We start from the raw sequence: 26,814 nt of genomic DNA, 5'->3' as shown, positions 1-26,814 counted from the left end.
GCCCAGCCCGAGGACGTGCGATGCGCATCGCGGTGGTCAACAACTTCTTCCCGCCGCGAGTCGGTGGGAGCGCGCACATGTCGGCGTCGCTGGCGGCGCAGTTCGTGGAGGCCGGGCACGAAGTCCTGGCCATCACGGCCGCCTACGCCGACGCCCCGGCCGAGGAGGAGCGCGACGGCTATCGCGTCGTGCGCCTCCCGGCGGTGAAGATGCCGCAGATCGGCCTGTCGATCGACTTCGACATGAGCTTCGCGTCGCTGCGGCCGGGCAACTGGCGGCGGCTGTGGAAGCTGCTCGACGAGTTCAAGCCGGACGCGGTCCACCTGCACGGCCAGTTCTTCGACCTGTCGTGGCTGGCCGGGATCTACGCGCGGCGGCACCACATCCCGGTGCTCCTCACCATCCACACCCTGCTGATCAGCGACAACAAGCTGTACGGCGGCGTGTTCCGGATGCTCGACGCCCTGCTGGTGCGGCCGATCCTGCGCTACATCCGGCCGCGCTACGTCATCCTCGACAAGCTCGGCGTCGACTACTGCGTCGAGCGCTACGGCACCAGCGACGCGAACTCGGAGTACTTCCCGATCGCGGTCGACACCGGACACTTCGCGAAGCCGGTGACGAAGGACGTCCGCGCGGAGCACGAGATCGGTGACGCACCGCTGATTGTCTCGCTCGGGCACGTCATCCCGCTGCGCAACCGGCTGCCGCTGATCGAGGCCCTGCCGTCCATCCTGGACAAGCACCCCGGTGTCCGGGTGGTCGTCGTCGGCCGCGTCTACCACGACGCGTTCCTGAAGCGTGCCGCCGAACTGGGCGTCTCGGAAGCACTGGTGGTCACGGGCGCGGTGCCGAAGGCGGACGTCCCGGCGTACTTCGCGGCGGCGGACATCGTGACGCACGACCTCAACGGCGGCTGCGGCACGGCGTCGCTGGAGGCGATGCTGTCCGGCACGGCGACGATCGCGTCGGCGACCGAGGACAACTACCCCGGCATCGAGCTGCGCAACGGCGAGAACGTGCTGCTGGTGCGTCCCGACGACTCCGAAGCCGTCGCCTCGACGGTCATCGAGCTGCTCGACGACCCGGAGAAGCGCGCGCTGATCGGGCAGCGCGAGAGCGAGATGGTCCGGTCGAACTTCGGCCTCGACGTCGTCGCCGAGGAACACCTTCGCACGTTCGAGAAAATGGTGTCGGAAGCGGATGTTCTTCGATGACGAGCGCAGCCACCGGCTGCGCCCGCAGATCCTGACCGAGCTCGTCTCGCAGTACATGAACGACGCCGAACGGGCGCGGTTCTACGGGCTGCCCGAGACGTGCCGGGTGCGCGAACGCGTGAAGATCATCAGCCCCGAGAACCTGAAGATGGGCGACCACTGCTGGGTCGGCGAGGGCGCGGCGCTCGACGCGAGCGGCGGGCTGGAGATCGGCGAGCACACCAGCATCGGGCTGAACACGCTGATCTTCACGCACTCGAGCTGGCTCGCGAACATGACGCTGCAGAACCATTCGGGCAGCGACCTGATCGAGCGCAAGCCGGTCAAGATCGGCAAGGGCTGCTTCATCGGCGGCCTGGTGGTGATCATGGCGGGCGTGACGATCGGCGACTTCGCCACGGTGCAGCCGAACTCGGTGGTGGCGAAGGACGTTCCCCCGCGGACGCTGGTGGCTGGCAACCCGGCCCGGGTGTTCCAGCGGTACGACGACGAGTACATCCAGTCCGAAGTGGACCGGGTCCGGACAGAGAACGCGCGTCGCCGCGAGATCGCGGAGGAACGCGGTCAGGCCCCCGGCTGGGGCGCGCCGTCCGGCGACTTCTCGGAGTGAAGCTGGATGACGGCGGCACCGGCGGTGAAGCCGGCGCCGCCGTCGGGGAACCGCTCGTACCCACAGGTCAGCACGGGTGCGGGCGGAAGCCTTCGCACGTGAGCGCGCGTCCGACAATCTAGTCCGAGGTGACCGAGGGCAAGGTATCGGTTACACAACGTTTCAGCCGTGGCCGACGTCCGTGTTGCCCGCGGGGAGCTTGTTGCCGGCCGCGTCGTAGGCCTTCAGCCGCGCCGGGTCGGGCGTGCCGAGGTCGAACCAGAACACGACGACGTTCGGGTCCGCGCTCCAGCGGGCCTGGTGCGCGACGCCCGCCGAGCTCGTGATCTTCGCGGCCGGGCCGACGTAGTAACCGAAGCTCGGCACTTCGTGGCCGTCGACGGTGATGCCCCCGGTCACGGCGTGGAAGCCGGTCGCCTTGTCGGACCCCGACGACTCGTTCGCGATGACCAGGTCGCCGTCGGCGCTCGTGCCGGCCATGATGCCGAACGTCGTCTGCGGGAGCCGCGGTTCCTGCACCTTGACGCCGTAGAAGACCAGGTCGCCGATGCCCGACGGGATCAGCTCGCCCAGCACCTCGTGCCCGGGCGCGGCCACGCGGGTCGGCGGCGGCGAAACCGGCGCGGCCGGCGCAACCGGTGCGGCAGGCGCGGCGTTCGCACTGGTCAGCACGCCGGACACGGCCAGCGCGCCGCACGCGGCGACCACGGTTCCGGCGATGACGAGGCGTTTCCTCATGCGGTTCCTCCCTCGGCGACAAGATCGTCCGGGGTAACGACGGGCGTACGCTCGAAAAGGTTGAGAGCAACCTTTCCGCGGCCCGGCCGTCGCTGGGAAGGACGGAACGAGGTGACGGATGGCGCGCGGCGACGACGAGTTCGCGGACTTCGTGCGCGCGTCCTCGGCCCGGCTGACCCACGCCGCCTATCTGCTGACCGGCGACCGCCACCAGGCGGAGGACGCCGCGCAGACCGCCTTCACGCGCACGTACGCGGCCTGGTCGCGGGTCCGGCACAAGGACGCCTACGGCTACGCCCGCACCGTCCTGATGAACCACGTCATCGACGGCTGGCGGCGCCCGATCCGCGAGTACGCCACCGAGGCGATGCCAGACCAGCAGGACCGGCTCGACGTCGACCAGGCCGTCACCCAGCGCGCGTGGCTCACCGCGGTGCTCCGGACGCTGACCGCCCGCGAACGCGCCGTCGTCGTGCTCCGCCACTTCTTCGACCTGCCCGAAGCCGACGTGGCCCGTGAGCTCGGCGTTTCGCTGGGTACCGTGAAGAGCACGAATTCCCGGGCGCTGGCCAAGCTGCGCGTCGAGGCCGGCACGGGCGAGGACACGCTGATCGGAGGGAGCGGGCGATGAACGACCTCGACGACTTCCGCGCCGCCCTCCGGCAGCCGCCCGACGAGCCCTTCGCCGAACCCGACCTGGCCCGGATCGTGGCCGACGGCACGCGCATCCGGCGTCGCCGCCGCGTGCTGACGACCACCGCGGGCATCGCTTCCGCGGCCGCCGTCGTGCTGGTGGTCGTGTTCGCCGTCCAGCTGCGGCAGCCCGCTCCCGCGCCGGTCGCGCAGCCGCCGGCCCCGCCGACGTCGTCCGCACCCGCACCCGCGCCGACCACCTCGACGCCCGAACGGCCGCCGCTCGGCGACGTCGTCGGCACCGGGATCCTGACGAAGGCCGGCGAGATCGTCTTCTTCGCGCGGGAGGTCGACGAACCGCAGCTGCTGCCGGACATCCACTTCGGCCTGGTCGCCGGCTTCCGCTCCGGCACCTCGGTGCAGGCCGCGCTGGCGACGAACGAGGTCCGCGGCTCCGACCGGTCGTTCGGCTTCCACGCCACCGACGGCGGCGAGGTCCTGCAAGACCAGCTCATCCCGGTCTTCGGCTACTTCGCCGGCCCGGCGACGAGGATCACGACGACCGTCCACGGCAAGACCATCGAGGCCACGCTGGCCAAGTGGACGCAGGACCCGAACGTGGTCTTCTTCTGGTTCGACCCGGTCCTCGTGCCGGACTCCGCGTCGCTGACCCCGCTGATCGCCTACGACGGGAACGGCAAGCGGCTCACCAAGTAGCGGCGCGTCCGGTCGGCGGTACACGACGTCCTCGCGCGGGCGTAAGACCGGTTCCGTGACCTCTCGACGAGTGTTCCTCACCGCTTCGGCCGTGCTGTGCGCCGCTTCCGCGGTCGGAGTCCCCGCCGGCGCCACCGAACTCGGGGACCGCGGCCCCGGCGTTCCCGTCCGCCCCCAGCGGCCCGGCTCGGACCTGCGGGCCCTGCTCCGGCAGGTCGACGAGCGCCGGATCGAGGCGACCGTGCGGCGGCTGGCCGCGTTCGGCACCCGGCACACGCTGTCCGCCCAAGCCGACCCGGTGCGCGGCATCGGCGCCGCGCGCGACTGGCTGTTCGCGCAGTACCAGCAGGTCGCGGCCGCTTCCGGCGGGCGGATGACCGTCGAGCTGCAGTCGTACGTCCAGCCGCCGGCCGACCGGATCCCGGTGCCGACGACGATCACGAACGTCGTCGCGACGCTGCACGGGTCGACCGAACCCGGCCGCGTGTACGTCGTTTCGGGTCACTACGACTCGCGCCGCACCGACGTCATGGACTTCACCGGCGACGCGCCGGGAGCGGACGACGACGCTTCGGGCGTCGCGGTCGCGCTGGAGCTGGCGCGGGTCCTCTCGACCCGGCAGCCGGCCGCGACGATCGTCTTCGCCGCCGTCGCGGGCGAGGAGCAGGGCCTCTACGGCGCGCGGCACCTGGCGCAGCAGTTCAAGGCCGCCGGCACCGACGTCCAGGCGATGTTCACCGACGACATCGTCGGCTCCAGCCGCGCCGACGACGGCACGCGCGACCCGACGACCATCCGCCTGTTCGCCGAGGGCGTCCCGACCGCGGAGACGCCGGCCGAGGCGAACCTGCGGCGCAGCATCGGCGGCGAGAACGACTCACCGCCGCGGCAGCTGGCCCGGTTCGTGAAGTCCGTGGCGGAGAACGACGCGACCGGGATGACGGTCCGCGTGATCTACCGCCGTGACCGCTACCTGCGCGGCGGCGACCACATCGGCTTCCTCGAGCAGGGCTACCCGGCGGCGCGGTTCACCGAGCCCGCCGAGGACTTCGCGCACCAGCACCAGGACGTCCGCGTGGAGAACGGCGTCCAGTACGGCGATCTGCCGGAGTTCTGCGACTTCCCGTTCATCGCCAGGGTCGCGCGGGTCAACGGCGCCGCGCTGTGGTCGCTCGCGACGGCGCCGGGCACGCCGAAGGGCGTCAAGATCCGCACGGCGGCCCTGACGAACGACTCGGAGCTGCTGTGGGACGCGACGCCGGGCGCGGCCGGCTACGAGGTCCTCTGGCGCGAGACGACGGCGCCCGACTGGACGCACGCGATCGACGTCGGCCCGGCGTTGACGGCGAAGATCGACCTGTCCAAGGACAATGTCTTCTTCGCCGTCCGCGCGGTGGGCCCCGGCGGGCGTCGGAGCCCGGCCGCGTTCCCGGTGCCGGTCAGCTAGGCCGCGGCCTGCGTCAGGACCTGCTCGACGACGTGGTGCGACGGCAGGATCAGCTCGCGCTCGGTGGCGGCGTCGACCTTGCCCTCCAGCAGGTCGCAGAACTGGTCCAGCTGCGAGGCCAGCGGCTCGCGCGCCGTGATCAGCTCGGGGATCTCGATCACCGTCTGCTGCCGGTAGCCGAGGCCGTCCGGGGTGACGGAGTCGTGCGAGACGTGCCGGTAGATCGTGACGTCGCGGCGCAGCAGGTCGATCTCGATCAGCCGGTCCAGCTCCGACACGACCAGCGACCGGACCTTCTTCTGGCCCAGCCGCGAGGCCGAAACCGTGGCCAGGCCGGTCGGGAACGACAGCACCGTCTCGATCGTGTCCTCGGCGCCGTCGACCGACGACGGGTGGAAGTAGCCCGCGCCGGAGGTGACCCGCGACGGCGTCGCGCCGCCGAAGAACTGGATCGCCAGGTCGACGTCGTGCACCAGGAGGTCCCACGCGACACCGGTCTTGATGCGCGGCGCGTACGGGCCGTGGCGGCGCGCCATCAGGTGCACCGGCTCGTTCACCAGCGCCCGCGCGGTCATGACGGCCGGGTTGTAGCGCTCCAGCAGCCCGCACATCAGCGGGACGTCCTTCGACGCCGACAGCGCGACGATCTCCTGGGAGAGCTCGTAGCTGTTGCACACCGGCTTTTCCACCAGCATCGGCTTGCCCTGGCCGAGGATCTCCTGCGCCAGCTCGTAGTGCGCCTCGGTGGCCGACGCCAGCACGACGGCGTCCACATCGGACAGTGAGCCGATTTCCGGCGTCCACCGCGTTTCGTACCGCTCGGCGACGGCCTTGCCCGCCTCCTCGCGCGGATCGATCACGCGGACGAGCGACACGCGGTCGTTGCCGGCCAGCACGCGGGCGTGCAGCGATCCCATGTTCCCGGTCCCGACAAGTGCGATCCGATGCGTCATGCGCCCAGTACCTCGCGAACGGTTTCGATGATGGTGTCCAGTTCGGACTCGGTCAGGTGCGGGTGCACCGGCAGCGAGACGGCTTGGTTCGCGACGGCGCCGGCCACCGGGAAGTCCTCGACGCGGGCGTCGGGGATCAGCGGGTGCCCCTGGTAGCAGGCGTAGTCGAAGACGACCTTCGGGTAGTAGATGCCGTTCCCGATGCCGCGTTCGGTGAGCGCCTGGGTGAACTCGTCGCGCGAGAGCATCGCGTGCGGCCCGACCAGCACGGTGTACTGGTGCCAGACGTGGTCGCGCCCGGGCAGCACCTGCGGGATGTCGAGGCCCGGCGTGCCGGCCAGGCCTTCGGACAGCCGCTTCGCGTTCGCCTGGCGGGCCGCGGTCAGCTGGTCCAGCTTCGCGAGCTGCGGGATGCCGACGGCGGCGTGCAGGTCGGTCATCCGGTAGTTGTGGCCGGCCATCTCGTACTGGTAGCGGGCGCGCATGCCCTGGTTGCGCAGCACGCGGAGCCGGTCGGCCAGCACGTCGTCGTCCGTCGTGATGACGCCGCCCTCGGCGGTCGTGATGTTCTTGGTCGCGTACAGCGAGAAGCAGCCGATGCCGAAGGAACCGGCCGGCTTGCCCTCGAACGTCGCGCCGACGGCCTGGGCGGAGTCCTCGATGACCTGCAGGCCGTGCTCGGCGGCCAGCGGGCCGAGCTTGCCCATGTCCGCGGTCTGGCCGTAGAGGTGCACCGGCATGAGCACCTTCGTGCGGTCGGTCACGGCCTTCGTCACGGCGTCGGAGTCGATCGCGAAGTCGTCGCGCCGGATGTCGGCGAACCGGACGGTCGCGCCGGCTTCGAGGATCGCGTTGAGCGTCGCGACGAAGGTGAACGGCGAGGTGATGACCTCGTCGCCCGGCTGCAGGTCGAGGACCTGCAGCGCCGCGACCAGCGCGGTCGTCCCGTTGTTGACGGCGACCGCGTGCTTGGTCCCGGAGACGGTGGCGAACGCGTCTTCGAAGCGTTTGACCATCGGGCCCTGTGCGATGGCCCCGGAGCGCAGCACCTCGACGACGAGGTCCTCCGCGTCGCGGACGTCGACCACGGTGATGGGGATCATGGGCAGTCTCTCCCGGCAGGCGATTTCGGTGCGTCCGGTACCATGAGCCGCCGATTCTGCGCCCGGCTGCCCTGCGTGAACGCGGGCCACACGCTACCGGGCGTGTCCGCGCACCGAGCACCCAGCCGCCGACGAACGGATACCCGCCCGTGGTCAACCGCATCCACCCGACCGCCGTCCTCGGTGAAGGCGTCGAACTCGGCGACGACAACGTGATCGGGCCGTTCGCGGTGGTCGTCGGACCGGCCCGGATCGGCGACGGCAACTGGATCGGCCCGCACGTGACGATCGGCACACCCGGTGAGGACCGCGGCCGTCCCCACCCCGCGGCCTGGGACGAAGCCCCGGCCGGTGACGCGGATCACGACGGCCACGGCGTCCTCATCGGCAGCCGCAACCGGATCCGCGAGTACGTGAGTGTCCACCAAGGGACCTGGCGGACGACGACGATCGGCAGCGACGGCTACTTCCTGCGCGGCTCCCACATCGCGCACGACTGCCTGGTCGGCGACGGTGTGACGATCGCCTCCAACGCCGTCACGGGTGGCCACTGCCACATCTGGGACGGCGCCAACCTCGGCATGGGTGCGATCCTGCACCAGAAGGTCGTGGTCGGGCCGGGCGCGATGGTCGGGATGGGCTCGGCGGTGCGGCGCGAGATCGGCGCGTTCACCATCGCCGTCGGCAACCCGGCCCGCGTCACCGGTCTCAACGTCATCGGCCTGTCCCGCCGCGGCGTCGACGAGGCGACCATCGAGGCGCTGGGACCGTGGTTGAAGGGCAAGGAAGGTCTCCCGGACGCCACCCTGCCCGGCGACCTCTCTACCTTGGTCAAGGCGTGGGACGCCCGCCCGCGCGACGAGCACTAGGAGTCAAGAGCATGTCGGTTGCCCCCAAGCTGCGCGAGGTCTTCATCGAGGCCTTGGACCTCGACAGCGGCGTGGACGTCGAGAACCTGAAGTACCGCGACCTCGAGGCGTGGGACTCCGTCGGCCACATGGCGCTGGTCGCGGCCATCGAGGACGAGTTCGACGTCGAGTTCGACACCGACCAGGTGATCGACATGTCGAGCTTCAAGGTCGCCGTGGACATGGTGACCGAGCTGCAGGCGAAGAATGACTGATCTGTCCGGTCGCGTCGCGCTCGTCACCGGGGGGACGCGGGGGATCGGCCTGGCCACCGTGCGCGCGCTCGCCGAGGCGGGCGCGACGGTGGTCCTCACCGGCCGCGACGAAGCCCGCGCCAAGGAAGCCGCTTCGGCGGTCGGCGCGGCCGCCGGGCTCGCCCTCGACGTCACCGACGCGAAGGCGGTGTCTTCGCTGGTCAGGGGCGTCGCGAAGGAGCACGGCAAGCTCGACATCGTCGTGGCCAACGCCGGGATCATGGAGGACGCGCTCCTCGGGATGATCCGCGAGGAGCTCGTCGACACGACGCTGAGCACCAACGTCGCCGGCACGCTGCACACCGTCCAGGCCGCGGCCCGGGCGATGATGCGCAAGAAGACCGGCGCGATCGTGGTGCTCGCCTCGATCGTCGGCGAGTACGGGAGCGCCGGTCAGACGGTGTACGCGGCGTCGAAGGCCGCGGTGGCGAACATCGCGCGTTCGGCGGCGAAGGAGCTCGGCCGGTCGGGCATCCGCGTGAACGCGGTCGCGCCGGGCGTGATCGAGACCGACCTGACCGCCGGCCTGAGCGAGGACGCGAAGGCGGAGAACACCGGCAAGACGCCGCTCGGGCGCCTGGGCCGGGCAGAAGACGTGGCGAACGCGATCCGGTTCCTGGTGAGTGATGAGGCGTCCTTCATCACCGGGCAGGTGCTGGGCGTCGACGGAGGCTTGGTGCTGTGACTTTGCTGGGTGCGGGAGCTCGGCTGGTGGACGTGGCCGGGGGCCGCTCGCTGGCGGGGGCGGAACTGTCGGCCGAGGTCGGCAGGCGGATGGAGGAGCTGGCCGCGCTGCCGGTCGGCGTCGTGTTCGCGCGGATGTCCGCCGACCTGCCGAGCGTGCTGACCTACCTGGGCGCGTTCGAGTCCGGCCGGGCGATCGCGCTGATCGATCCGGCGCTGGACGTCGACGTGCTGGCCGGGCTGGTCTCGCGCTTCCGCCCGGCGGCCGTGCTGGCGGCTTCGGGTGACGCGCCCGACGGGTACTCGGTGCGCGGTGCGGACTGGGTCCGCGACTCCGCCGAGGGGGTCCGGCCGCACCCCGACCTGGCCGTGCTGCTCCCGACCAGCGGGTCGACCGGCAACCCCAAGCTCGTCCGGCTCTCGCGGCAGGCGATCCTGGCCAACGCCGACGCCATCGCGCAGGTGCTGCGCATCGACGCCGACGAGGTCGCGCCGACCTGCCTGCCGCTGCACTACAGCTACGGGCTCTCGGTGCTGAACTCGCACCTGGTGCGCGACGCGACCGTCGTGATCGAGCCGTCCGGCGTGCTCGGCCGCGGGTTCTGGGACGCGGTGACCAAGTACGGTGTGACGTCCCTCTCAGGCGTCCCGTACCACTACGAAATGCTGCGGCGGCTCAAGTTCGACCCCGCGAAGTATCCGACGCTGCGCACGCTGACGCAGGCCGGCGGGCGGCTGCGCGACGACCTGATCGCCGAGTTCAACGACAAGATGCTGGCCGTCGGCGGCCGGATGTACGTCATGTACGGCCAGACCGAGGCCGCGCCGCGGATGACCACGGTGCCCGCCGAAAGACTGGCCGAAAAGCTCGGTTCCGCCGGGCCGGCGCTGCCGGGCGGGGCGTTCTCGGTCCGTCGCGACGACGGGTCGGAGACCACGCACCCCAAAATCGTCGGTGAGGTCGTCTACCGTGGGCCCAATGTGATGCTGGGTTACGCGGACGACGAGTCCGGCCTGGCCAAGGGCGACGAATGCGGCGGCGTGCTCGCCACCGGTGACCTCGGGTACCTCGACCAAGAGGGGTACCTGTTCATCACCGGGCGGCTCAAGCGCATCGGCAAGGTGTTCGGCAACCGCATCAGCCTCGACGACCTCGAGCAAGCCGTGCGCACGGCGGCGGTCGGGATCGACGTGGTGGCGGCGGTGCCCGCCGGCGACAAGGTGGTGCTGTTCGCCGAGGGCGTCGACAAGGACATCTGCAAGGACGCGTCGCGGGCGCTGTCCGAGCGGCTGCACCTGCACGCCAGCGGGTTCGACGTCCGCCCGATCGACACCGTGCCGCTGCTGGCCAGCGGCAAGATCGACTACCGGTCACTGGAGGCGAAGGTATGAGCGTGTTCACTCGGTCGCAGGCCGACCGGGAGGCCCTGCTGCTGCCCGAGCTCGCCGCGCTGACGGCACACCACCGGGCGAACTCCGAGGGCTACGAGCGGATCCTGGCTTCGCTGGGGATCGCGCCGTCCTCGACCTTCGCCACGATCGCGGACCTGCCGTGGCTGCCCGTGCGGATGTTCAAGACGCACGACCTGAAGTCCGTGCCGGACAGCGAGGTGTTCAAGACCCTCACGTCGTCCGGCACCACCGGCGCCGGCGCGTCGCGGATCTACCTCGACAAGGAGGCGGCGGGCGCGCAGACCAAGCAGCTGGGCGCGACGCTGCAGGAGGTCCTCGGCGGCGAGCGGCTGCCGATGCTGATGGTCGACACCATCGGCATCATCAAGAACCGCCGCTCGTTCTCCGCGCGCGGCGCGGGTGTGCTGGGCATGGCGAACTTCGGCCGCAAGCACACCTACGTGCTCGACGAGAACGACAAGCCGGACGTCGAGGCGGTCAAGAAGTTCCTGGCCGAGTACGGCGGCAAGCCGTTCCTGATCTTCGGCTTCACGTTCATGGTCTGGCAGTACCTCTACGAGGTCGCCCGGGAGCACCGCCTCGACCTGTCGAACGGCATCCTCGTCCACTCCGGTGGCTGGAAGAAGCTGATCGACCGCGCGGTGGACAACACCGAGTTCCGGCGGCGCTTCAAGGAGGACACCGGGCTCACCCGGATCCACAACTACTACGGGATGATCGAGCAGATCGGCACGGTGTTCCTCGAAGGACCGTCCGGGAACTCGCTCTACTGCCCGGACTTCGCCGACGTCGTGATCCGGAACCCGGAGACGTGGGAAGAGCAGCCCGTCGGCGAGCCGGGCGTGATCGAGGTCGTCTCGACGCTGCCGCGGTCGTACCCGGGCCACGTGCTGCTCACCGAGGATCTCGGTGTCTACAACGGCATCGACGACGGTGACTGGCCGGGCAAGCACTTCTCCGTCCTCGGCCGGCTGCCGAAGGCCGAGGCCCGCGGCTGCTCGGACACGTTCTCGGGAGCGGCGGCGTGACCACTCTGACCCAGCGTTTTCCCGCGGCGCCCGCGGTTTCCGTGAGCGACTTGGTCGACGAGCTGCGCGCGTCGCCCCCGGGTGGCCGGCTGCGCGTCGGCGACCCGCGGATCGTCGAATTCATCACGAAGTTCGCCCGCAAGCTGCTGGCCCCGGCCACCGCGCGCCGGTTCCCCGAACTGGCGTCCCTCGGGTTCTTCCTGCGCAAGGGCGAGATCGCCCGGGCGCTGTCCACCCTGGACACCTCGGGTGACGCGCTGCGGTTCCCGCGCGGGCTGGTGTTCCACGTGCCGCCGGCGAACGTCGACACGATCTTCGTCTACTCGTGGGCACTGTCCGCGTTGGCGGGCAACCACAACGTCGTGCGGGTTTCGTCGCGCTCGGCCGGTGCCGCCGAGGCGGTGCTGGAGGCGCTGAACGCGGCACTGTCCGAAGTGGACACCGACACCGCGGCCGCGATCACGGCGACCCAGCGCATGGTGACGTACGACCGCAGCGACGAGGTGAGCGGCGCCCTGTCGCTGGCCGCCGACCTGCGCGTCATCTGGGGCGGCGACACTTCGGTCGCGGCGCTGCGCCAGTACCCGCTGGCGCCGCACGCGCGTGACCTGACGTTCCCGGACCGCTCGTCGTTCGCCGTCGCGTCGGTGGCGGGCTGGCAGCGGGCGTCCGCCGAGGAGCGTCGCGCGGCCGCCGAGGGCTTCTACAACGACTCGTACTGGTTCGACCAGGCCGCCTGCTCGTCGCCGCGCGCGGTGTTCTGGGTCGGCGACGCCACGGGCGCCCAGGCCGCGGGCCGGGAGTTCCGCAGGCTGCTCGCGTCGGTCTTGGCGGCGAAGCAGCACGTCACCGAGCCGGCGATGGCGGTCCAAAAGCGCGTCTCGGCGTACGGCGCGGCGGTCGACGGGCTGGTCAAGGAGATCGCGTTCGACGGCAACGGACTGGCCACCTTGGAGCTGGCGGACCCGGCGGTGCTGCCGCGGGAATGGCTCGGCGCCGGCACGTTCGCGAACGCGCAAGTGTCCACTTTGTCTGATCTGGTACCGATCGTCCTGCGGAAAGACCAGACGGTCAGCCAATTCGGCTTCACCGTCGAGGAGCTGACGGCGTTCGCGCACGAGCTCGCGGGCCGCGGCGTCGACCGGATCGTGCCGTTCGGCTCGGCCCTGACGTTCTCCGCCGTGTGGGACGGCTACGATCTCCTCACCGAATTCAGCCGCCTCGTCACGGTGCAGGCCGGAGGAGACCGTCGATGACGACAGTTGAGACGCCCGAGGAACTCCCGGCTGCGGGAAAGCAGCGGAAGTCCACCAAGGCGAAGATCCTCGATGTCGCCAGATGGGTCGCGATCCTGCTGGTCATCGGCTTCGCGGCCAAGCAGCTGGCCTCGAACTGGGGCGAGTTCTGGCACACCCTGCACGACGTCGCGTGGCAGTCTTCGCTGCTCAGCCTCGTCGCCCTGATCGCGGCGATCATGGTGTCGACCTGGGGCTGGCAGGTCATGGTCGACGACCTCGGCAAGCCGATCGGCTACGCCAGGGGAGCGCAGATCTGCCTGGTCGGCTCGCTCGGCAAGTACGTGCCGGGGTCGGTCTGGGCGTACCTGCTGCAGATGGAGCTGGGCCGCAAGGCGGGCCTGGCCCGCGCGAGGATCTTCACGGGCTCGCTGATCCAGCTGGGCGTGGGCGTGGTGTCGGCGCTGGTGGTGTCGCTCCTGGCGGCGCCGGCGGTGTTCAGCCACAGCCCCCGCGCGCTGTGGCTGTTCGTGCTGATCCCGGTCGGCCTGGCGATGCTGCACCCGAAGATCCTGACGTGGGGCACGTCCCTGGTGCTCAAGCTCCTCCGGCGGCCCCCGCTGGCCCACCCCCTGAGCTGGCGGGTGGTCACCAAGGTCTTCGGCGCCTCGACAGTGGCGTGGTGCCTGCAGGGAATCCACCTGTGGCTCCTGGCGAACTCGGTCGGTACGCCCGGTTTCAGCGGTTTCGTCCTGTGCGTCGGCGCGATGGCAGTCGCGATGACGGTGGGGACGTTCGCGTTCATCCTCCCGAGCGGCGTGGGCGTCCGCGAGGTCGCCCAGGTGGCGGTCCTGACGGCCAGCGGCCTGACGGTCGGCCAGGCCACGGCGTTCGCGGTGGCGTCCCGGGTGATGTTCACGGTGGCCGACCTGCTGACGGCGGGCCTGGCCGCGGTGGCGGCCCGCTCCACCCGCCCGGCGGTCACGCCCGTCGCCTGAGCGGCTCGCTCAGCCGGCTGACCAGGTTGTCCACCGGCTGTACCCAAGTTGTCCACAGGCGTTACGCACATGTGGACAACTTGGGGTCGTCGTCGTGGTGAACCGCCCCGGGTGAGTCACCCGGTCACGGCAGCAAGCGATAAATCACCGCGTCCGAATCGCGCCAAGCTTCCTTCAAGAACGGCTCTCCGGCCAGCCCGATCAACCCCGGCTGATAAGCCTTGCCTGGCACCGTCGAGGGCTTCCCCAAGATCACCCAGTGAATGTTCAGCCGCTGAACCGCCGCCCGAACCGCCGGATCCGTCTGGTAATCGCGGAATCGCTCGGCCAGCAATGTGGCGTCCCCGGGCGGGGTCGTTTCGTCGTAGTGGGCGGCCACCGTCCGGACGCCGGACAGCGCGTACGTCCACGCCGTGCCGTCGAAGCGGTCGTTCATCGCCCACTCGCCCGGGGCCGCCAGCTTGCCGAGCTCCTCCATCGCCGTCTCTTCGCCGGCCGTCACGACCAGCTTCGACGGGTCCGCGGACTGGTAGCCCGTGTACACGCGGGCGCCGTTCGAGCGGAAGTACAAGCCGTTCGAAAGCGCCACGAAACCCAGTAGCACCACCACCGCGATCGCCACCGCCGGCACGCGAGCCGGCAGCCGCTCGCGTAGCCACGCCTGGGTCGAGGCCAGACCGTGCGCGGCCAGCACGCACAGCGGGATCGCCGCCATCGAGAAGAACCGGTACGGGTCGTCCCACCACGGCCGCGAAAGGGCCATCACCAGGGGAGCGTTCGACGACGACACCGCCATGTACGCGAGGCCCGTCACCGCGGCCGTCAACCCGATCCAGCGCAAGGCCCCCGCCCTCGCGAAGAACACGATCCCGAGGAACAGCGCCACGGACAGCCAGACCTGCGGATGCGCCTCCATGTGCTGGAACCCCAGCAACGCTCCCAGCGCCGTCGACGCGCGCCACTCGCTCGGCCAGCCGTAGTACGGGATGCCGCCGGTGGCCAGGCCCAGCGCCCCGAACAACTGCAGCCACGCCACCAGGAGCGACACCACCGCGATCGGCAGCAGCGCCAAAAGGTCGCGGCCGATCCGGCGCCAGCCCGTGAGCCAGCGCTGCACCAGCAGCGGGCCGGCGAACAGGATTCCGCCGAACAACGTCGACGAATGGATGCACAGCAAGCCCACCGCCGCCAGCAGCAGCACGAAACCCGTGTCCGGCGCGACGCGCTCCAGGTACCGCTTCAACGCCACCGCCGCCAGCGGGGTCAGCGTCACGCCCAGCGCGAACGGCAGCAGCGGCCCGCGGTCCATCGACTCGTAGACGCCCATCACCGGCGCCACCGCCGTCAGCGCGACCGCGCCCGCCAGCACCGCGCGACCGCGGAACTCGCGGACCAACGTCACCAGCGACAACGCCAGCAAACCGGGCAGCAGCAGCGTGTTCGCGTCCAGCGTCGCCGGGATCGACGCGCCGGTCAGGCGGTTCGTCACCGCCGCCAGCAGGTGGTAGGCGTTGGGGTAGAACACCGGCGCCGCGTCGCCGTACCAGTTCACGTGGCCCGTGCCGAACAGGCTGCCGTCGCCGGTGTCGGCGATGTAGCGGACGGCGTTCCCGTGGTACACCGCGTCGAAGCCCTGCGGCAGCGCGCCGATGTGGCCCAGGCCACGGAGCGTCGCGTAGAAGCCCACCGCCGCACCGAACAGCAGGCACGCGCCGACGGCGATGTGCCCGCGTCGGTCCCACAGCCCGGGTTCCGGCTCGGGTGCCCACCGCCGGACCGTCAGTTTCCGGACACCGTAGGCGATCGCGGCGAACACGACGGTCGAGATCGCGTAGGTCAGCGGCGTGAACGACAGTCCCACCGCCGCCGTCCACGGCCCGGTCAGGCCGCCGATGGCGTAGCTCAGCAAGGGGGCCAATCCGGCGAGGGCCCAGCCACGCAATCCCACAGCGAGTCCCGTGAGAAGGCCCGGGACGGCGATGACGACAATGGCAACGCAGACGGAGAGCACGCTGGAGACTAAGCCGACAACGATCAGCCGGGTGCTCCGGGGTGAGGAGTCCGATCGGGACGATTCGCGAACGTCCCTTCGCGATACCCGAACGGGTTATATTGACCAGTGCGTTTCCCTGCTTGACTGACGCCGGGCGGAGCGATCTTCACTAGGGGGCCGGGTGGTTTACGCGGTCGTGGTGGCGTGGCTGGTCCTCGCCGCGATCGTGGTCCTGACCTGGGGCAGGCTCGACACCGACCGGGGCTGGCGCGGCTTCGTCCTCACGCTCACCCTCGGCCTTTCGCTGCTGCACCAGCTGCTGTTCGCGACCGTCACCGAGGACGCGCTCGTGTCGTTCCGGTACGCGCAGAACATCGCCGACGGGAACGGCCCGGTCTTCAACCCCGGCGAGCGCGTCGAGGGGTACACGAACTTCCTCTGGCTGGTGCTGATCGCCCTGCCGCGGGCCGCGTTCGGCGCCGACGTGGAGACCACCGCCGTCGTGTTCGGCGTCCTCGCCGCGCTCGGGTGCGTGCTGGTGTCCTACCTCCTGGTGAACCGGATCGTCGCGGGAGCCGACGCCGAGCCGCGCCCGGCGATCGGTGTCGCCGCCGCGGTGCTCACCGCGAGCGCCGGCGGCCTCGCCGTCTACGGGCCGTCCGGCTCCGAGGTCCCGCTGTTCGTGCTGCTCCTGCTCGCCGTCTGCTACTCGCTCGCGGCGCGCCGCCCGGTGGTCGCCGGGGTGCTGGTCGCGTTCGCCGTGATGACCAGCCCGGAGGGGCTGGTGGTCGCCGTGCTGGGCGGTCTCTGGCTGATCGGCGCCGCGCTGAAGAAGAAGCACAGCTGGTGGGCCCCGGTGGGCTACGTCCTGGGCGCGCTGGTGTTCCTGATCCCGCGGCTGGCCTGGCGCGTGACTTTCTACCAGCACTACGTCCCCGCGCCGCTGGCCGTGAAGCTCGGCGGGCCGCTCGGCTCGCAGGTCGACGCCGGCTGGCCGTACCTGTCCGGGTTCGCGCTGGCGCACCAGGGTTTCCTGCTGCTCGCGCTGGTCGCCGCGGTGGCGTTGCTGCTGCGTCGCACCGAAGCCGTCGAAGCCCGTGCCCTGATCTGGCTGCTGTTCGCGATCGCCGTCACGGTCGCCGCCGCCGCGGTGCTGATCGGTGGCGACCCCGGGCCGTCGTGGCGGCTGCTGGCCCCGGTTCCGCCGCTGATCGCCGTGGCCGCCGTCAGCGCGTACGGCGTGCTCACCGTGGACGTCGAGGCGAAGCCGTCGCCGCGGCCGAGGGCGTGGCCCGCCGCGACGCGGCTCGTCCCGGTGACCGCCTGCGGGCTCGCCGGCATCGCGGTCCTCGTCTCGGTGTTCAGCCCCGAGATGCTCGACCGCGTGCGCGACTGGCGCGCGCACGGCACCGAGCTGAGCGAGATCGGCGGCTGGCTGGGCCGCTACCTGCCGGCGGGGTCGGTCGTCAGCGCCACCGCGCCCGGCGCGCTCGCGGCCCGCAGCGGCCAGCTGCTCATCGTCGACGTCTACGGCCGCACCGACGACCACATCGCCCGCGAGGGGCGCCACGACGGCGGTGTCGCGACCGACTACGACTACGTCGTCAACGGCCGCCGCCCGACCGTCGCGGTGCCCGCCGACGGCGGTTACGCCGACCGCCAGCACTGCGCGATCGACCCGGTCTACGCGGGCAAGTACGAGGTCGCCACGTTCCGCCGCGTCGGCACGCCCTACTGGGTCTCGGTGTACCCGCGCGTGGAGCAGGCGAAGTCGGTGGTCACGGACCTCGACAAGGGCCCGGACTTCCGCTACGTACCCTGTCCTTCGTGAAGCTCGAGGTCCCGACGCGCCGGCTGGGCGCCGAAGCGAAGCTGGGGATCGGGGTCTTCGGGACGTCGTTCGCGCTGTTCGTGCTGCGGTTCCTGGTGCCGCGCCCGGTCGCGATGTCCAACAACGGCGACGGCGGCCGCGTGCTGTGCGGCGCCGGGATCACCTGGAAGGGCCTGCCGGAGGCGTTCGTCCACCTCGCGTACACCCCGGCGTCCGGGGTGCCGCAGTGCCGGCCGACCTACCTGCTCACGCAGAGCTGGCTCGCGGAGCTGGCCGTCGGGATCGGCCGCCTGATCGGCCTGCCCGGGACGCTCAGCCTGGTCGTGCTGGGCCTGCTGAGCAGCGTCATCGCCGCGGCGGCGATCGCCGCGATCGTGCTCGGCCTGCCGTATTCGCGGCGCGCCCGCCTCGCCGTGGCGGGCGGGTTGCTGCTGGTCGTCGCCGACTCGGCGTTCTTCGGGTACTTCGCCGCGGTGCTCGGCGAAGGCGCGGCATTCCTCGGCCTGCTGCTGATCGCCGGCGGCCTGCTGCTGACCGCGCGCGAGGGCCGGTGGAGCTACGTGGGCATGGCGGTGACGCTCGCCGGCGGCGTGCTGGCGGTCAACGCCAAGGTCCAGACGCTGACGATCCTGCCGATCCTCGCGCTCGCGGTCCTGCTCGTCCGGCCGGGCACGCTGCGCGGGCCGAAGCGGTGGGCGGCGGCGGTCCTGGTCGTCGGCGCTGTCGGCGCGGTGACGTTCTTCGCACAGCAGAGTGTCGAGCCCGCCCTGGCGCCTGACGGCACGTACAGCGAGTTCCCCGGCGACGACTCGCGCGAGATCAACGTGGTCAACTCGGTCTTCCTGAACATCGTCGACGGCAAGCACGACACCCAGGCCGACCTGGCCGACCTCGGGCTGCCGCCGTCGTTCGCGCAGTACGCGGGCAACGGCTGGTGGCACCCGCACCCGGTGACCATGGACCCGCTCTACCCGCGGTACCGCGACCAGCTGACGCGCGGGAAGGTCATCGCGTACTTCGCGAGCCACCCGAGTCGCACCCTGGAGGTGCTGAACCGGGCCGCGACCGACCAGCTCACCGCCCGCCCGGACTACCTCGGCAGCTTCGACCAGGACGCGGGCTTCGCGCCGCACGCGCAGGAGTACCGGGTGCCGGTGGTGTCGTGGCTGACCGGCCTGATCAGTCCGCTCGGCCTGTTCGCGCTGGTGCCGATCTGGCTGTTCGTGCTGGTCAGAGCCTGGATGTGGCGTCGCGGCGCGCTGGGCGTCGTGCTGGCGTTCCTGTTCGCCGTCTCGGTGACGCAGTTCGGCGCCGCGGCCCTCGGCGACGGCATCGAAGGCGTCAAACACCAGTCGGTCGCGCTGTTCACGATCCTGCTCGCGGTCGTCCTGGCGATCCCCGTCCGGCGGCGGGACGTGCAAGCCGTGTGAGGTTCGCCCGGTTTGTGTTCTTCCCCGCTTGAACCGACGTCAAGAACCTACGGTCCCGTAACCTGGCGCGATGGCCGACCTCGTGTACCCGCCCGTGATCGCGGCGGCCCGGACGATGTTCCGGGTATTGGACAACCGCATCACGATCGACGGCGCGGAGCACATCCCGCGCCACGGCGGTGCGGTCATCGCGTGCAACCACGTGAGCTACCTCGACTTCATCTTCTGCGGCCTCGGCGCGCGCCCGGCCAAGCGGCTGACGCGGTTCATGGCGAAGAAGGAGATCTTCGACAACAAGATCGCCGGGCCGCTGATGCGCGGGATGCACCACATCTCCGTCGACCGGTCCGCCGGCCTGGCCTCCTACCGCGAAGCGCTCGGGAAGCTGCAGGCCGGTGAGGTCGTCGGCGTCTTCCCCGAAGCCACCATCAGCCGGTCGTTCACCGTCAAGGAGATCAAGTCGGGCGCCGTCCGGATGGCCGCGGCGGCGAACGTCCCGGTCGTGCCGATGGCGCTGTGGGGCACGCAGCGGCTCTGGACGAAGGGCCGGCCGAAGGACCTGACGCGCCGGCACGTGCCGATCTCGATCCTCATCGGCGAGCCGATGCACCCGGCCAAGGGCGACGACTGGGACGTCGTGACGAAGGAGCTGCGCACCCGGATGAGCGCGCTGCTCGACCGGGCCCAGGCCGACTACCCGGACCAGCCTTCGTCCGACGAAGAACACTGGTGGCTGCCCGCGCACCTGGGCGGGACGGCACCGACCCCGGCCGAAGCGGCCGAGCTCGACAACCGCTAGAACCAGCGCTCCAGAACCTGCGCGACGCCGTCGTCACCGGCCGGCCCGGTGACCTCGTCGGCCACCGCGAGCACCGCCCGGTGCCCGTTCTCCATCGCGACCCCGTGGCCGGCCCAGCGCAGCATCTCGACGTCGTTGGGCATGTCGCCGAACGCGATGACCTGCTCGCGTCCGACGCCCAGCCGCTCGGCGACGTCGGCCAGGCCGGTCGCCTTGGTGATCCCGTGCGCGGACAGCTCCACCAGGCCACCCGACGACGAGTAGGTGACGTCGACCTCGCGCTCGAACAGCGCGTTCACCGCTTCGGCCATCTCCTCCGACGACATCCCGCGGTGGCTGACCAGCAGCTTGATCGCCGGGTGCCCGAGCACCTCGGCGCGCGGGGCGGTGCGGCCCTCGCCGTCGCCCCACGGGTTGTGGTACTTCGGCTCGATCACGAAGCTGCGCATCTCGTGGTCGACGCCGGTGCTGGCGCGTTCGGCGGCCAGCCGGCAGCCGGGCAGGGCCTTGTCGAGCGCGTGCGCGATGTCGTTGAGCAGCTCGGGCCGCAGCAGGCCGTGCACCGCGACGACCTCCTCGCGGCCGCAGTCGTACAGGACGGCGCCGTTCGCGCACACCGCGTACCCGGTCAGCTCGAGCGGCCTGGCCACGGGCGCGATCCAGCGCGGCGGGCGGCCGCTGGCCAGCACGAACGGCACGCCCGCCTCGATCGCCCGGCGGACGGTCGCGATGGTGCGGGCGCTGAGGGATTCGGAGGGGCCGAGCAGGGTGCCGTCGACGTCGGACGCGATCAACTGAGGTCTCTCCACCCGACCATTGTCCCTGACACGTTCGGGTGGCCTCGTCCCCGTCCGAGCGATTGTCGGTGGTTACCGCTACGGTCCGGCAGTGTGCGAGTAGGCATCGTGATTCTCCCTGAAGATCGTTGGTGGGCCGCCGAGCCGAAGTGGCGCGCGGCCGAGGAATACGGCTTCGACCACGCTTGGACGTACGACCACCTGGGCTGGCGGAACCTCGTCGACGGCCCGTGGTTCTCCGCGGTCCCGACCCTGACGGCGGCGGCGATGGTGACGTCCCGCATCCGGCTGGGCACGTTCGTGGCGTCCCCGGTCGCGCGGCACCCGGTGCCGTTCATGCGGGACCTGACGACCCTCGACGACATCTCGGACGGCCGGTTCGTCCTGGGCGTCGGCGCGGGCGTCGACCACCTCCACTACGACAGCAAGGTCCTGGACGCCCCGGAGCTGACGGCGAAGCAGCGCGCCGACCGGTTCACCGAGTTCGTCGAGGCGCTCGACGGGCTGCTCATGACGGACAAGTTCGACTTCGACGGCGAGTACTACCGAGCCCGCGAGGCCCGCAACCTGCCGGGCACGGTCCAGCGTCCCCGGCTGCCGTTCGTGGTCGCGGCCAACGGCCCCCGCACGATGACACTGGCGGCGCGCTTCGGCGCGGGCTGGGTCACGACGGGCCGGGGCGGCGCGACCGAGGACGAGTGGTGGGGCGGTATCAAGCAGCTCACGGAGGTCTTCGACCAGCGGCTGGAGGCGGTGGGCCGCGAGCGGGCGGGCATCCAGCGCCACCTGAGCCTGGACGCCTCGCCGGTCTTCTCACTGAGCAGCGTCGAGGCGTTCCGCGACGCCGCCGGCCGCGCGGGCGAGCTGGGCTTCACCGACATCATCGCGCACTGGCCGCGGTCGTCGTCGCCGTACGAAGGCCGCGAAGCCGTGCTGGAACAGGTCGCGAGCGACGTCCTGCCGGAGCTCCACGCTAGTCCGAACGGGTGACATCCGGGTAGCCGGGAAACCGATTGCCGTCCCTCGGGCGTCCTTGCATGCAGACGTCAGAGATCACCCCGGGGGTGGTTGGGGGACGGAGGGCCCTCGTGGCCGCGGCACGGGGCGCCGCGGCCACGAGGGTTTTGTCCTGCCGGGGCTACTTCACGATCCGGTAGATCACGGCACCCGGGTTCCGGTAGACCTGCTTGACGAAGTCGTGCCCGTCCAGGTGCCGCAGGCCGGGCGCGATCGGGGTGTCGCGGCGGATCGTGCCGCTGCCCACCAGCACGTAGTGGATGTTCAGCCGCCGGGTGGCCGCGCGGACCTCCGGGTCGCTGTCGTAGTCGCCGAAGTGCAGGGCCAGGTAGAGCGCGTCCGGGGGAGCGATGCCCGCGTCGTAGTGGCCGGCCACCGGGTGCACGCCGGTGAGCGCGTACATCCACGCCGTGCCGTCCATGCGGTCGTTGAGCACCTTCTGGTCGGCCGGGATCCCCAGCGTGCCGAGGTACTCCATCGCGTCGATCTCGTCCTGGCTGACCGGCGGGACCGTCTCGCCGGGCAGGCCGTTGTAGTACAGCAGCGACACCGTCTTGGCGTTGGCCGCGCGGTAGAACCCGCCGGTCAGCACGCCCATCGCGACGACCAGCAGCACCGCCGTCGCCAGCCCGACCCGGCCGGTCAGCCACGGCCGCGCCCGCACCCAGGCGCGTCCGCTCGCGACCTTCGCCAGCCACTGCTGGGTCTCGCTCATCCCGTGCGCGGCGAGCAGGCACATCGGGATCGCCGCCAGTGCCATCAGCCGGAACCGGTCGTTCCACCAGGGCCGCGACAGGGCGATCACCCAGTCTTCGCCGCCGAAGCACGCGACGACGACGAACAGCGCGGACAGCGCGATCGCCGAGAGCACCACCCAGCGCATCCGCCGCAGCCGCGACAGCGTGACCAGCCCGATGACCAGGAACACCGTGAGCCAGATCTGCGGCACCGGCAGCACCTGCTTGAACGTCGCCAGCATCGCCAGTGCCTTCCACACGGCCATGTGCGAGCCCCACGGGTGGTACGGGTACGACCCGGACGTGAAGGTGAGCGCGCCGAGGATCATCGGCGCGGCCAGCACGCCCGCCGCCACCATCACCGGGACCATGCGCAGGGCGTCGCCACCGACCACCCGCCAGGCCGCGCGGCCCTCGGGCACGCCGTCGAGGCGCTTGCCGCGCAGCGCGCGGTACCAGCGCTGCACGACCAGCGGGAACGCGAACAGGAGCGCCCCGAACAACGCGCTCGAGTGCGCGGCGAGCAGGCCGGTGGCGCTCAGCGCCAGCACCGCGCCCGTGTCGACGCCCGGCCGCACGACGAACCGCTGCAGCGCGACCACCGCCAGCGGCGTCAGCACGATGCCCAGCGCGAACGGCAGCAGGCCGCTCGACACCGACTCGTACGCCCCGGTCGTCGCGCCGCCCGCGACCAGCGCCGCGCTGCCGGCGAACACCGCGCGGCCGCCGAGCTGGCGCACCAGCGCGACCATGGCCAGCGCGAACAGCCCGGCGATCGGCATCGTGACGGCGTTGAGCGTGACCGGGACCGACGTCCCCGACAGCTGGTAGACCAGGGCGCCGACCAGGTGGTACGCGTTCGGGTAGAAGGACCCGTCCGGGTACCAGTTGATGGTGCCCATGCCGGTCAGGGAGCCGTCGCCGGTCTCGGCGATGTAGCGGATGCCGTTCGCGTGGAAGACGGTGTCCCAGCGCTGGAACACCGCGGTCGTCCCGCCGCGCCCGGTGACCACCACGGCGATCGACACGGCCGTGGCGATCGCCACGCAGGCACCCACCGCCAGGTTGGCTCGCCGGGTCCACGGCCGCGGCGGCTCCTCGGCGCCCGGCGTCATCCAGCCCCGCGCGATCGAGAACCGGCGAAGACCGTAGAGCGCGGCGGCGAGCAGCAGGGTGCAGGCGGCGACGCTCAGCGGGCCGTACGGCACGTGCGCGATCGCCAGCCACGGGCCGGCCAGGCCGGTGATGGCGTAGCTGAGCAGCGGCGCGAGCCCGGCCAGCGCCCAGCCGCGGACCCCGGCGGCCCATCCGACGACGCCGCCGGGCACCGCCAAGACGGCCAGGTAGGTGGCCACGGCGGTGAAGTAGCTCCAGAAGTCCTCGGGTGCAGGCACTGCTTTCCAGGTGTGTCGTAGGCCGAAATGTGATAGTCGGGTGCGGCCCGGGTTACCGGACTGCGTACCCTCGACGCCCGTGAGCGCGCACACGAACCCCGCACAGATTACTGAAGACGATTTCGCAGGTTACGACCTCGTCGTCGTCGGGTCCGGATTCTTCGGTCTGACCGTCGCCGAACGGGCCGCGACCGAGCTGGGCAAGAAGGTCCTCATCCTCGAGCGGCGCAGCCACCTCGGTGGCAACGCCTACTCGGAGGCCGAGCCCGAGACCGGGATCGAGGTGCACAAGTACGGCGCGCACCTGTTCCACACCTCGAACAAGCGCGTCTGGGAGTACGTGAACCGCTTCACCGAGTTCACGAACTACCAGCACCGCGTCTTCGCGCGGGTGAAGGACCAGGTCTACTCGTTCCCGATGAACCTGGGCCTGATCAACCAGTTCTTCGGCAAGTCCCACACCCCGGACGAGGCCCGCGAGCTGATCGCCAAGCAGTCGTCCGAGTTCGAGACCTCCGCCGCGCAGAACCTCGAGGAGAAGGCCATCTCGCTGGTCGGCCGTCCCCTCTACGAGGCGTTCATCCGCGGGTACACCGCGAAGCAGTGGGAGAACGACCCCAAGAACCTGGGCGAGAACATCATCACGCGCCTGCCGGTCCGCTACAACTTCGACAACCGGTACTTCAACGACACCTACGAGGGCCTGCCCGTCAACGGGTACACCGCGTGGCTCGAGAAGATGGCCGAGCACGAGAACATCGAGATCCGGCTGAACGTCGACTACTTCGACGTCCGCGAGCACATCCCGGCGGGCACCCCGACCGTCTACACCGGGCCGCTGGACCGCTACTTCGGCTACTCGGCGGGCCGGTTCACCTGGCGCACCGTCGACTTCGAGTCCGAGGTCGCCGAGACCGGCGACTTCCAGGGCACCTCGGTCGTCAACTACAACGACCAGGAAGTGCCCTACACCCGCATCATCGAGTTCCGCCACTTCCACCCGGAGCGGGACTACCCGAAGGACAAGACGGTCATCTTCCGCGAGTTCTCCCGCTTCGCGACCGAGGAAGACGAGCCGTACTACCCGATCAACACGCCGGAGAACCGCGAGAAGCTCGAGGCCTACCGCGAGCTGGCCAAGACCGAGGCGCGCGAGAAGAACGTGCTGTTCGGCGGCCGTCTCGGCACCTACAAGTACCTCGACATGCACATGGCCATCGGGTCGGCGCTGTCGGCGTTCGACAACAAGATCGCCCCGCACCTGACCGACGGCGCGCCGCTCGACGGGTCCCTCGATGCTTGAGAAGGGGCAGCCCACCGGTGAGGTGGCGGTCCTGGCCAAGGCGCAGGGCTTTCTGAAGAGTGACGTTTCGGTGAAAGCCGCGCGCGGCATGTCGCACTTCGGGGAGCACGCCATCGGCTGGTTCAGCCTCGGCCTGATCGGCGCCGCGGTCGACAAGAAGCGCCGCAAGGACTGGCTGATCGCGTCGGCAGGCGTCGTCGGCGCGCACGCGGCCTCGATCGCGGTGAAACGCGTGGTCAGGCGGCCGCGGCCGGACCACCCGAGCGTCGAGGTGCTCGTCGGCACGCCGAGCAAGCTGAGCTTCCCGTCCTCGCACGCGACGTCCACCACGGCGGCGGCGGTGCTCTACTCAGGACTGACCGGGCGTAACCTGGTGCCCGCCCTGGTACCGCCGATGCTCGCCTCGCGGCTCGTGCTCGGCGTTCACTATCCGACAGACGTTCTGGCCGGTGCGGCCCTCGGGGGGCTCGTCGGTGGTCTGATACGACGGAAGCTGAAGAAGAACCCATGAGCGAGACGACCGAGCAGCGCGACAGCGACGAAGCGGCCGTGACTCCCGAAGCACCGGAGACCCCGGTGACCGCGGAGCAGGCCGAGGTTTCGCCGGCGACTGCCGCACCGGGGCCGTTCGGCCTGGTCGGCGGCATCATCAAGACGGCGCGGCCCCGCCAGTGGGTGAAGAACGTCCTGGTCTTCGCGGCCCCGTTCTTCGCCTTCTCGAAGTCGACCGACCGCACGGGCCTCCTGCTCGACGCGATCGTCGCCTTCGTGGCGTTTTCGCTGGTGGCGAGCTCGGTCTACCTCATCAACGACGCCATCGACGTCGAGGCCGACCGGGCCCACCCGACCAAGCGGAACCGGCCGATCGCGGCCGGTCTCGTGCCGGTCCCCGTCGCGTACGGGGCCGCGGTCGTGTTCTTCCTGGCCGGCCTCGGCGTGTCGTTCGCGGCGAGCTGGCAGCTCGCCGTGGTGCTGGGCGTCTACGAAGCCGTCCAGCTCGGCTACTGCTTCGGCCTGAAGCACCAGCCGGTGGTCGACCTGGCCATCGTCGGCTCGGGCTTCCTGATGCGCTCGATCGCCGGCGGTGTCGCGGGCGGGATCGCGCTTTCGCAGTGGTTCCTGCTGGTCACGGCGTTCGGTTCGCTGTTCATGGTCGCCGGCAAGCGCTACGCGGAGATCATGCTGTTCGAGCGCACCGGCGCGAAGATCCGCTCGTCGCTGAAGAAGTATTCGGCCAGCTACCTGCGGTTCGTCTGGGCGACGTCGGCGGCGATCCTGATCATGTCGTACTGCCTGTGGGCGTTCGAGATCCGCCAGACCGAGCACAACTCGGTGTGGGCGCTCATCTCGATGGTCCCGTTCGTGGTGGCGGTGCTGCGCTACGCGGTGGACGTCGACGGCGGCATCGCGGGCGAGCCCGAGGAGATCGCGCTCAAGGACCGCATCCTGCAGGTGCTCGGCGCGACCTGGGTCGTCACGCTGTTCCTCTCGTTCTACCTGTGACTTCTCATGGCGGATCGACAGGTTCGTTTCAGGTGACGCACAGCTGACCGGCGCACCCTGAGGTGGTGGGGG

Annotated in this window: 25 protein-coding genes; 19 read left to right on the top strand and 6 right to left on the bottom strand. The window is 70.7% G+C overall.

Annotation, left to right across the window (positions count from 1 at the left end; translation table 11 throughout):
- Window positions 1–20: 20 nt before the first annotated feature.
- Entirely contained in the window at window positions 21–1,217 is a 1,197-nt protein-coding gene (locus ACZ7PG_RS16745) for a glycosyltransferase family 4 protein (protein ID WP_470239934.1), read from the top strand.
- The gene (locus ACZ7PG_RS16740; protein ID WP_470239933.1) at window positions 1,204–1,827 is read left to right on the top strand and encodes an acyltransferase; all 624 of its coding nucleotides are present in this window, start codon (window positions 1,204–1,206) and stop codon (window positions 1,825–1,827) included. Before ACZ7PG_RS16745 ends, ACZ7PG_RS16740 begins: the two co-directional genes overlap by 14 nt.
- A gap of 162 nt (window positions 1,828–1,989) precedes the next feature.
- Here ACZ7PG_RS16740 and ACZ7PG_RS16735 read toward each other — a convergent pair whose 3' ends face one another.
- On the bottom strand, window positions 1,990–2,565 hold the full coding sequence (locus ACZ7PG_RS16735; RefSeq protein WP_470239932.1) for a hypothetical protein: 576 nt from the start codon (window positions 2,563–2,565) through the stop codon (window positions 1,990–1,992).
- A 118-nt stretch (window positions 2,566–2,683) separates the two neighbouring features.
- Between ACZ7PG_RS16735 and ACZ7PG_RS16730 the strand changes: the two genes are divergently transcribed.
- From ACZ7PG_RS16730 to ACZ7PG_RS16720, 3 genes are read left to right on the top strand one after another with little or no spacing between them, the layout of a single operon-like run.
- Window positions 2,684–3,196: a SigE family RNA polymerase sigma factor gene (locus tag ACZ7PG_RS16730; protein ID WP_470239931.1), complete on the top strand. Its 513-nt coding sequence runs from the start codon at window positions 2,684–2,686 to the stop codon at window positions 3,194–3,196.
- Complete coding sequence (locus ACZ7PG_RS16725; protein ID WP_470239930.1) at window positions 3,193–3,915, top strand: hypothetical protein; 723 nt, start codon at window positions 3,193–3,195, stop codon at window positions 3,913–3,915. Before ACZ7PG_RS16730 ends, ACZ7PG_RS16725 begins: the two co-directional genes overlap by 4 nt.
- Window positions 3,916–3,970: 55 nt before the next feature.
- Window positions 3,971–5,362 carry a M20/M25/M40 family metallo-hydrolase gene (locus tag ACZ7PG_RS16720; RefSeq protein ID WP_470239929.1) on the top strand — a complete coding sequence of 464 codons (1,392 nt, stop codon included), beginning with the start codon at window positions 3,971–3,973 and terminating at the stop codon, window positions 5,360–5,362.
- On the opposite strand, the gene ACZ7PG_RS16715 is transcribed toward ACZ7PG_RS16720, so the two are convergent.
- Together ACZ7PG_RS16715 and ACZ7PG_RS16710 are read right to left on the bottom strand one after the other, a co-directional pair.
- On the bottom strand, window positions 5,359–6,315 hold the full coding sequence (locus tag ACZ7PG_RS16715) for a Gfo/Idh/MocA family protein (protein ID WP_470239928.1): 957 nt from the start codon (window positions 6,313–6,315) through the stop codon (window positions 5,359–5,361). The genes ACZ7PG_RS16720 and ACZ7PG_RS16715 overlap by 4 nt on opposite strands.
- Window positions 6,312–7,418, bottom strand: a complete 1,107-nt coding sequence (locus tag ACZ7PG_RS16710) for a DegT/DnrJ/EryC1/StrS family aminotransferase (protein WP_470239927.1) — start codon at window positions 7,416–7,418, stop codon at window positions 6,312–6,314. Before ACZ7PG_RS16710 ends, ACZ7PG_RS16715 begins: the two co-directional genes overlap by 4 nt.
- A gap of 149 nt (window positions 7,419–7,567) precedes the next feature.
- On the opposite strand from ACZ7PG_RS16710, the gene ACZ7PG_RS16705 reads away from it, so the two are divergent.
- The 7 genes from ACZ7PG_RS16705 to ACZ7PG_RS16675 are packed head-to-tail and all read left to right on the top strand — an operon-like array spanning window position 7,568 to window position 13,938.
- Complete coding sequence (locus tag ACZ7PG_RS16705; protein ID WP_470239926.1) at window positions 7,568–8,287, top strand: UDP-N-acetylglucosamine acyltransferase; 720 nt, start codon at window positions 7,568–7,570, stop codon at window positions 8,285–8,287.
- An 11-nt stretch (window positions 8,288–8,298) separates the two neighbouring features.
- Window positions 8,299–8,541: an acyl carrier protein gene (locus tag ACZ7PG_RS16700; RefSeq protein WP_470239925.1), complete on the top strand. Its 243-nt coding sequence runs from the start codon at window positions 8,299–8,301 to the stop codon at window positions 8,539–8,541.
- Window positions 8,534–9,265, top strand: a complete 732-nt coding sequence (locus tag ACZ7PG_RS16695) for an SDR family NAD(P)-dependent oxidoreductase (RefSeq protein WP_470239924.1) — start codon at window positions 8,534–8,536, stop codon at window positions 9,263–9,265. Before ACZ7PG_RS16700 ends, ACZ7PG_RS16695 begins: the two co-directional genes overlap by 8 nt.
- Window positions 9,262–10,656, top strand: coding sequence for an AMP-binding protein (locus tag ACZ7PG_RS16690; protein WP_470239923.1), 1,395 nt, complete (start codon window positions 9,262–9,264; stop codon window positions 10,654–10,656). Before ACZ7PG_RS16695 ends, ACZ7PG_RS16690 begins: the two co-directional genes overlap by 4 nt.
- Entirely contained in the window at window positions 10,653–11,705 is a 1,053-nt protein-coding gene (locus tag ACZ7PG_RS16685) for a LuxE/PaaK family acyltransferase (RefSeq protein WP_470239922.1), read from the top strand. The genes ACZ7PG_RS16690 and ACZ7PG_RS16685 overlap by 4 nt, the downstream gene beginning before the upstream one ends.
- Window positions 11,702–12,961: an acyl-CoA reductase gene (locus ACZ7PG_RS16680; protein ID WP_470239921.1), complete on the top strand. Its 1,260-nt coding sequence runs from the start codon at window positions 11,702–11,704 to the stop codon at window positions 12,959–12,961. The genes ACZ7PG_RS16685 and ACZ7PG_RS16680 overlap by 4 nt, the downstream gene beginning before the upstream one ends.
- Window positions 12,958–13,938 (top strand): lysylphosphatidylglycerol synthase transmembrane domain-containing protein, encoded by a 981-nt coding sequence (locus tag ACZ7PG_RS16675; RefSeq protein WP_470239920.1) that lies wholly within the window; start codon window positions 12,958–12,960, stop codon window positions 13,936–13,938. Before ACZ7PG_RS16680 ends, ACZ7PG_RS16675 begins: the two co-directional genes overlap by 4 nt.
- Window positions 13,939–14,062: 124 nt before the next feature.
- Here the strand turns inward: ACZ7PG_RS16675 and ACZ7PG_RS16670 are convergent, their stop codons facing one another.
- Window positions 14,063–15,949, bottom strand: coding sequence for a DUF6541 family protein (locus ACZ7PG_RS16670; protein ID WP_470239919.1), 1,887 nt, complete (start codon window positions 15,947–15,949; stop codon window positions 14,063–14,065).
- A gap of 163 nt (window positions 15,950–16,112) precedes the next feature.
- Between ACZ7PG_RS16670 and ACZ7PG_RS16665 the strand changes: the two genes are divergently transcribed.
- The 3 genes from ACZ7PG_RS16665 (at window position 16,113) to ACZ7PG_RS16655 (ending at window position 19,991) form a co-directional block, all read left to right on the top strand.
- Window positions 16,113–17,762, top strand: a complete 1,650-nt coding sequence (locus tag ACZ7PG_RS16665) for an ArnT family glycosyltransferase (RefSeq protein WP_470239918.1) — start codon at window positions 16,113–16,115, stop codon at window positions 17,760–17,762.
- Window positions 17,759–19,192, top strand: coding sequence for a glycan biosynthesis hexose transferase WsfD (wsfD, locus tag ACZ7PG_RS16660; protein ID WP_470239917.1), 1,434 nt, complete (start codon window positions 17,759–17,761; stop codon window positions 19,190–19,192). The genes ACZ7PG_RS16665 and wsfD overlap by 4 nt, the downstream gene beginning before the upstream one ends.
- A gap of 70 nt (window positions 19,193–19,262) precedes the next feature.
- Entirely contained in the window at window positions 19,263–19,991 is a 729-nt protein-coding gene (locus tag ACZ7PG_RS16655) for a lysophospholipid acyltransferase family protein (RefSeq protein WP_470239916.1), read from the top strand.
- Here the strand turns inward: ACZ7PG_RS16655 and ACZ7PG_RS16650 are convergent.
- Window positions 19,988–20,785, bottom strand: a complete 798-nt coding sequence (locus ACZ7PG_RS16650) for an HAD family hydrolase (protein WP_470240776.1) — start codon at window positions 20,783–20,785, stop codon at window positions 19,988–19,990. The two genes, ACZ7PG_RS16655 and ACZ7PG_RS16650, sit on opposite strands and share 4 nt — an antisense overlap.
- Before the next feature lie 96 nt (window positions 20,786–20,881).
- Between ACZ7PG_RS16650 and ACZ7PG_RS16645 the strand changes: the two genes are divergently transcribed.
- Window positions 20,882–21,778, top strand: a complete 897-nt coding sequence (locus ACZ7PG_RS16645; protein WP_470239915.1) for an LLM class flavin-dependent oxidoreductase — start codon at window positions 20,882–20,884, stop codon at window positions 21,776–21,778.
- Window positions 21,779–21,926: 148 nt separating this feature from the next.
- On the opposite strand, the gene ACZ7PG_RS16640 is transcribed toward ACZ7PG_RS16645, so the two are convergent.
- Complete coding sequence (locus ACZ7PG_RS16640) at window positions 21,927–23,936, bottom strand: DUF6541 family protein (protein ID WP_470239914.1); 2,010 nt, start codon at window positions 23,934–23,936, stop codon at window positions 21,927–21,929.
- Between the two features lie 79 nt (window positions 23,937–24,015).
- Between ACZ7PG_RS16640 and glf the strand changes: the two genes are divergently transcribed.
- From glf to ACZ7PG_RS16625, 3 genes are read left to right on the top strand one after another with little or no spacing between them, the layout of a single operon-like run.
- Window positions 24,016–25,239, top strand: a complete 1,224-nt coding sequence (gene glf, locus ACZ7PG_RS16635; protein ID WP_470239913.1) for a UDP-galactopyranose mutase — start codon at window positions 24,016–24,018, stop codon at window positions 25,237–25,239.
- Window positions 25,232–25,750 (top strand): phosphatase PAP2 family protein, encoded by a 519-nt coding sequence (locus ACZ7PG_RS16630; RefSeq protein WP_470239912.1) that lies wholly within the window; start codon window positions 25,232–25,234, stop codon window positions 25,748–25,750. Before glf ends, ACZ7PG_RS16630 begins: the two co-directional genes overlap by 8 nt.
- A complete protein-coding gene (locus ACZ7PG_RS16625; protein WP_470239911.1) occupies window positions 25,747–26,742 on the top strand; it encodes a decaprenyl-phosphate phosphoribosyltransferase in 996 nt (331 codons plus the stop codon). Before ACZ7PG_RS16630 ends, ACZ7PG_RS16625 begins: the two co-directional genes overlap by 4 nt.
- Window positions 26,743–26,814: the final 72 nt, after the last annotated feature.

It is taken from the genome of Amycolatopsis sp. NPDC114504 (genome assembly GCF_055633595.1).
Note: the sequence above shows the minus strand (reverse complement) of the source record. Positions and strands in the feature narration are given on the sequence as shown.

Bases quoted from the DNA above. Each gene is read 5' to 3' on its own strand.
- ACZ7PG_RS16745 (WP_470239934.1), top strand. From the start codon at position 21: ATGCGCATCGCGGTGGTCAACAACTTCTTCCCGCCGCGAGTCGGTGGG.
- ACZ7PG_RS16625 (WP_470239911.1), top strand. From the start codon at position 25,747: ATGAGCGAGACGACCGAGCAGCGCGACAGCGACGAAGCGGCCGTGACT.
- ACZ7PG_RS16655 (WP_470239916.1), top strand. From the start codon at position 19,263: ATGGCCGACCTCGTGTACCCGCCCGTGATCGCGGCGGCCCGGACGATG.
- ACZ7PG_RS16700 (WP_470239925.1), top strand. From the start codon at position 8,299: ATGTCGGTTGCCCCCAAGCTGCGCGAGGTCTTCATCGAGGCCTTGGAC.
- ACZ7PG_RS16715 (WP_470239928.1), bottom strand. From the start codon at position 6,315: ATGACGCATCGGATCGCACTTGTCGGGACCGGGAACATGGGATCGCTG.
- ACZ7PG_RS16710 (WP_470239927.1), bottom strand. From the start codon at position 7,418: ATGATCCCCATCACCGTGGTCGACGTCCGCGACGCGGAGGACCTCGTC.
- ACZ7PG_RS16730 (WP_470239931.1), top strand. From the start codon at position 2,684: ATGGCGCGCGGCGACGACGAGTTCGCGGACTTCGTGCGCGCGTCCTCG.
- ACZ7PG_RS16740 (WP_470239933.1), top strand. From the start codon at position 1,204: ATGTTCTTCGATGACGAGCGCAGCCACCGGCTGCGCCCGCAGATCCTG.
- ACZ7PG_RS16725 (WP_470239930.1), top strand. From the start codon at position 3,193: ATGAACGACCTCGACGACTTCCGCGCCGCCCTCCGGCAGCCGCCCGAC.
- ACZ7PG_RS16675 (WP_470239920.1), top strand. From the start codon at position 12,958: ATGACGACAGTTGAGACGCCCGAGGAACTCCCGGCTGCGGGAAAGCAG.
- ACZ7PG_RS16630 (WP_470239912.1), top strand. From the start codon at position 25,232: ATGCTTGAGAAGGGGCAGCCCACCGGTGAGGTGGCGGTCCTGGCCAAG.
- ACZ7PG_RS16685 (WP_470239922.1), top strand. From the start codon at position 10,653: ATGAGCGTGTTCACTCGGTCGCAGGCCGACCGGGAGGCCCTGCTGCTG.
- ACZ7PG_RS16695 (WP_470239924.1), top strand. From the start codon at position 8,534: ATGACTGATCTGTCCGGTCGCGTCGCGCTCGTCACCGGGGGGACGCGG.
- ACZ7PG_RS16735 (WP_470239932.1), bottom strand. From the start codon at position 2,565: ATGAGGAAACGCCTCGTCATCGCCGGAACCGTGGTCGCCGCGTGCGGC.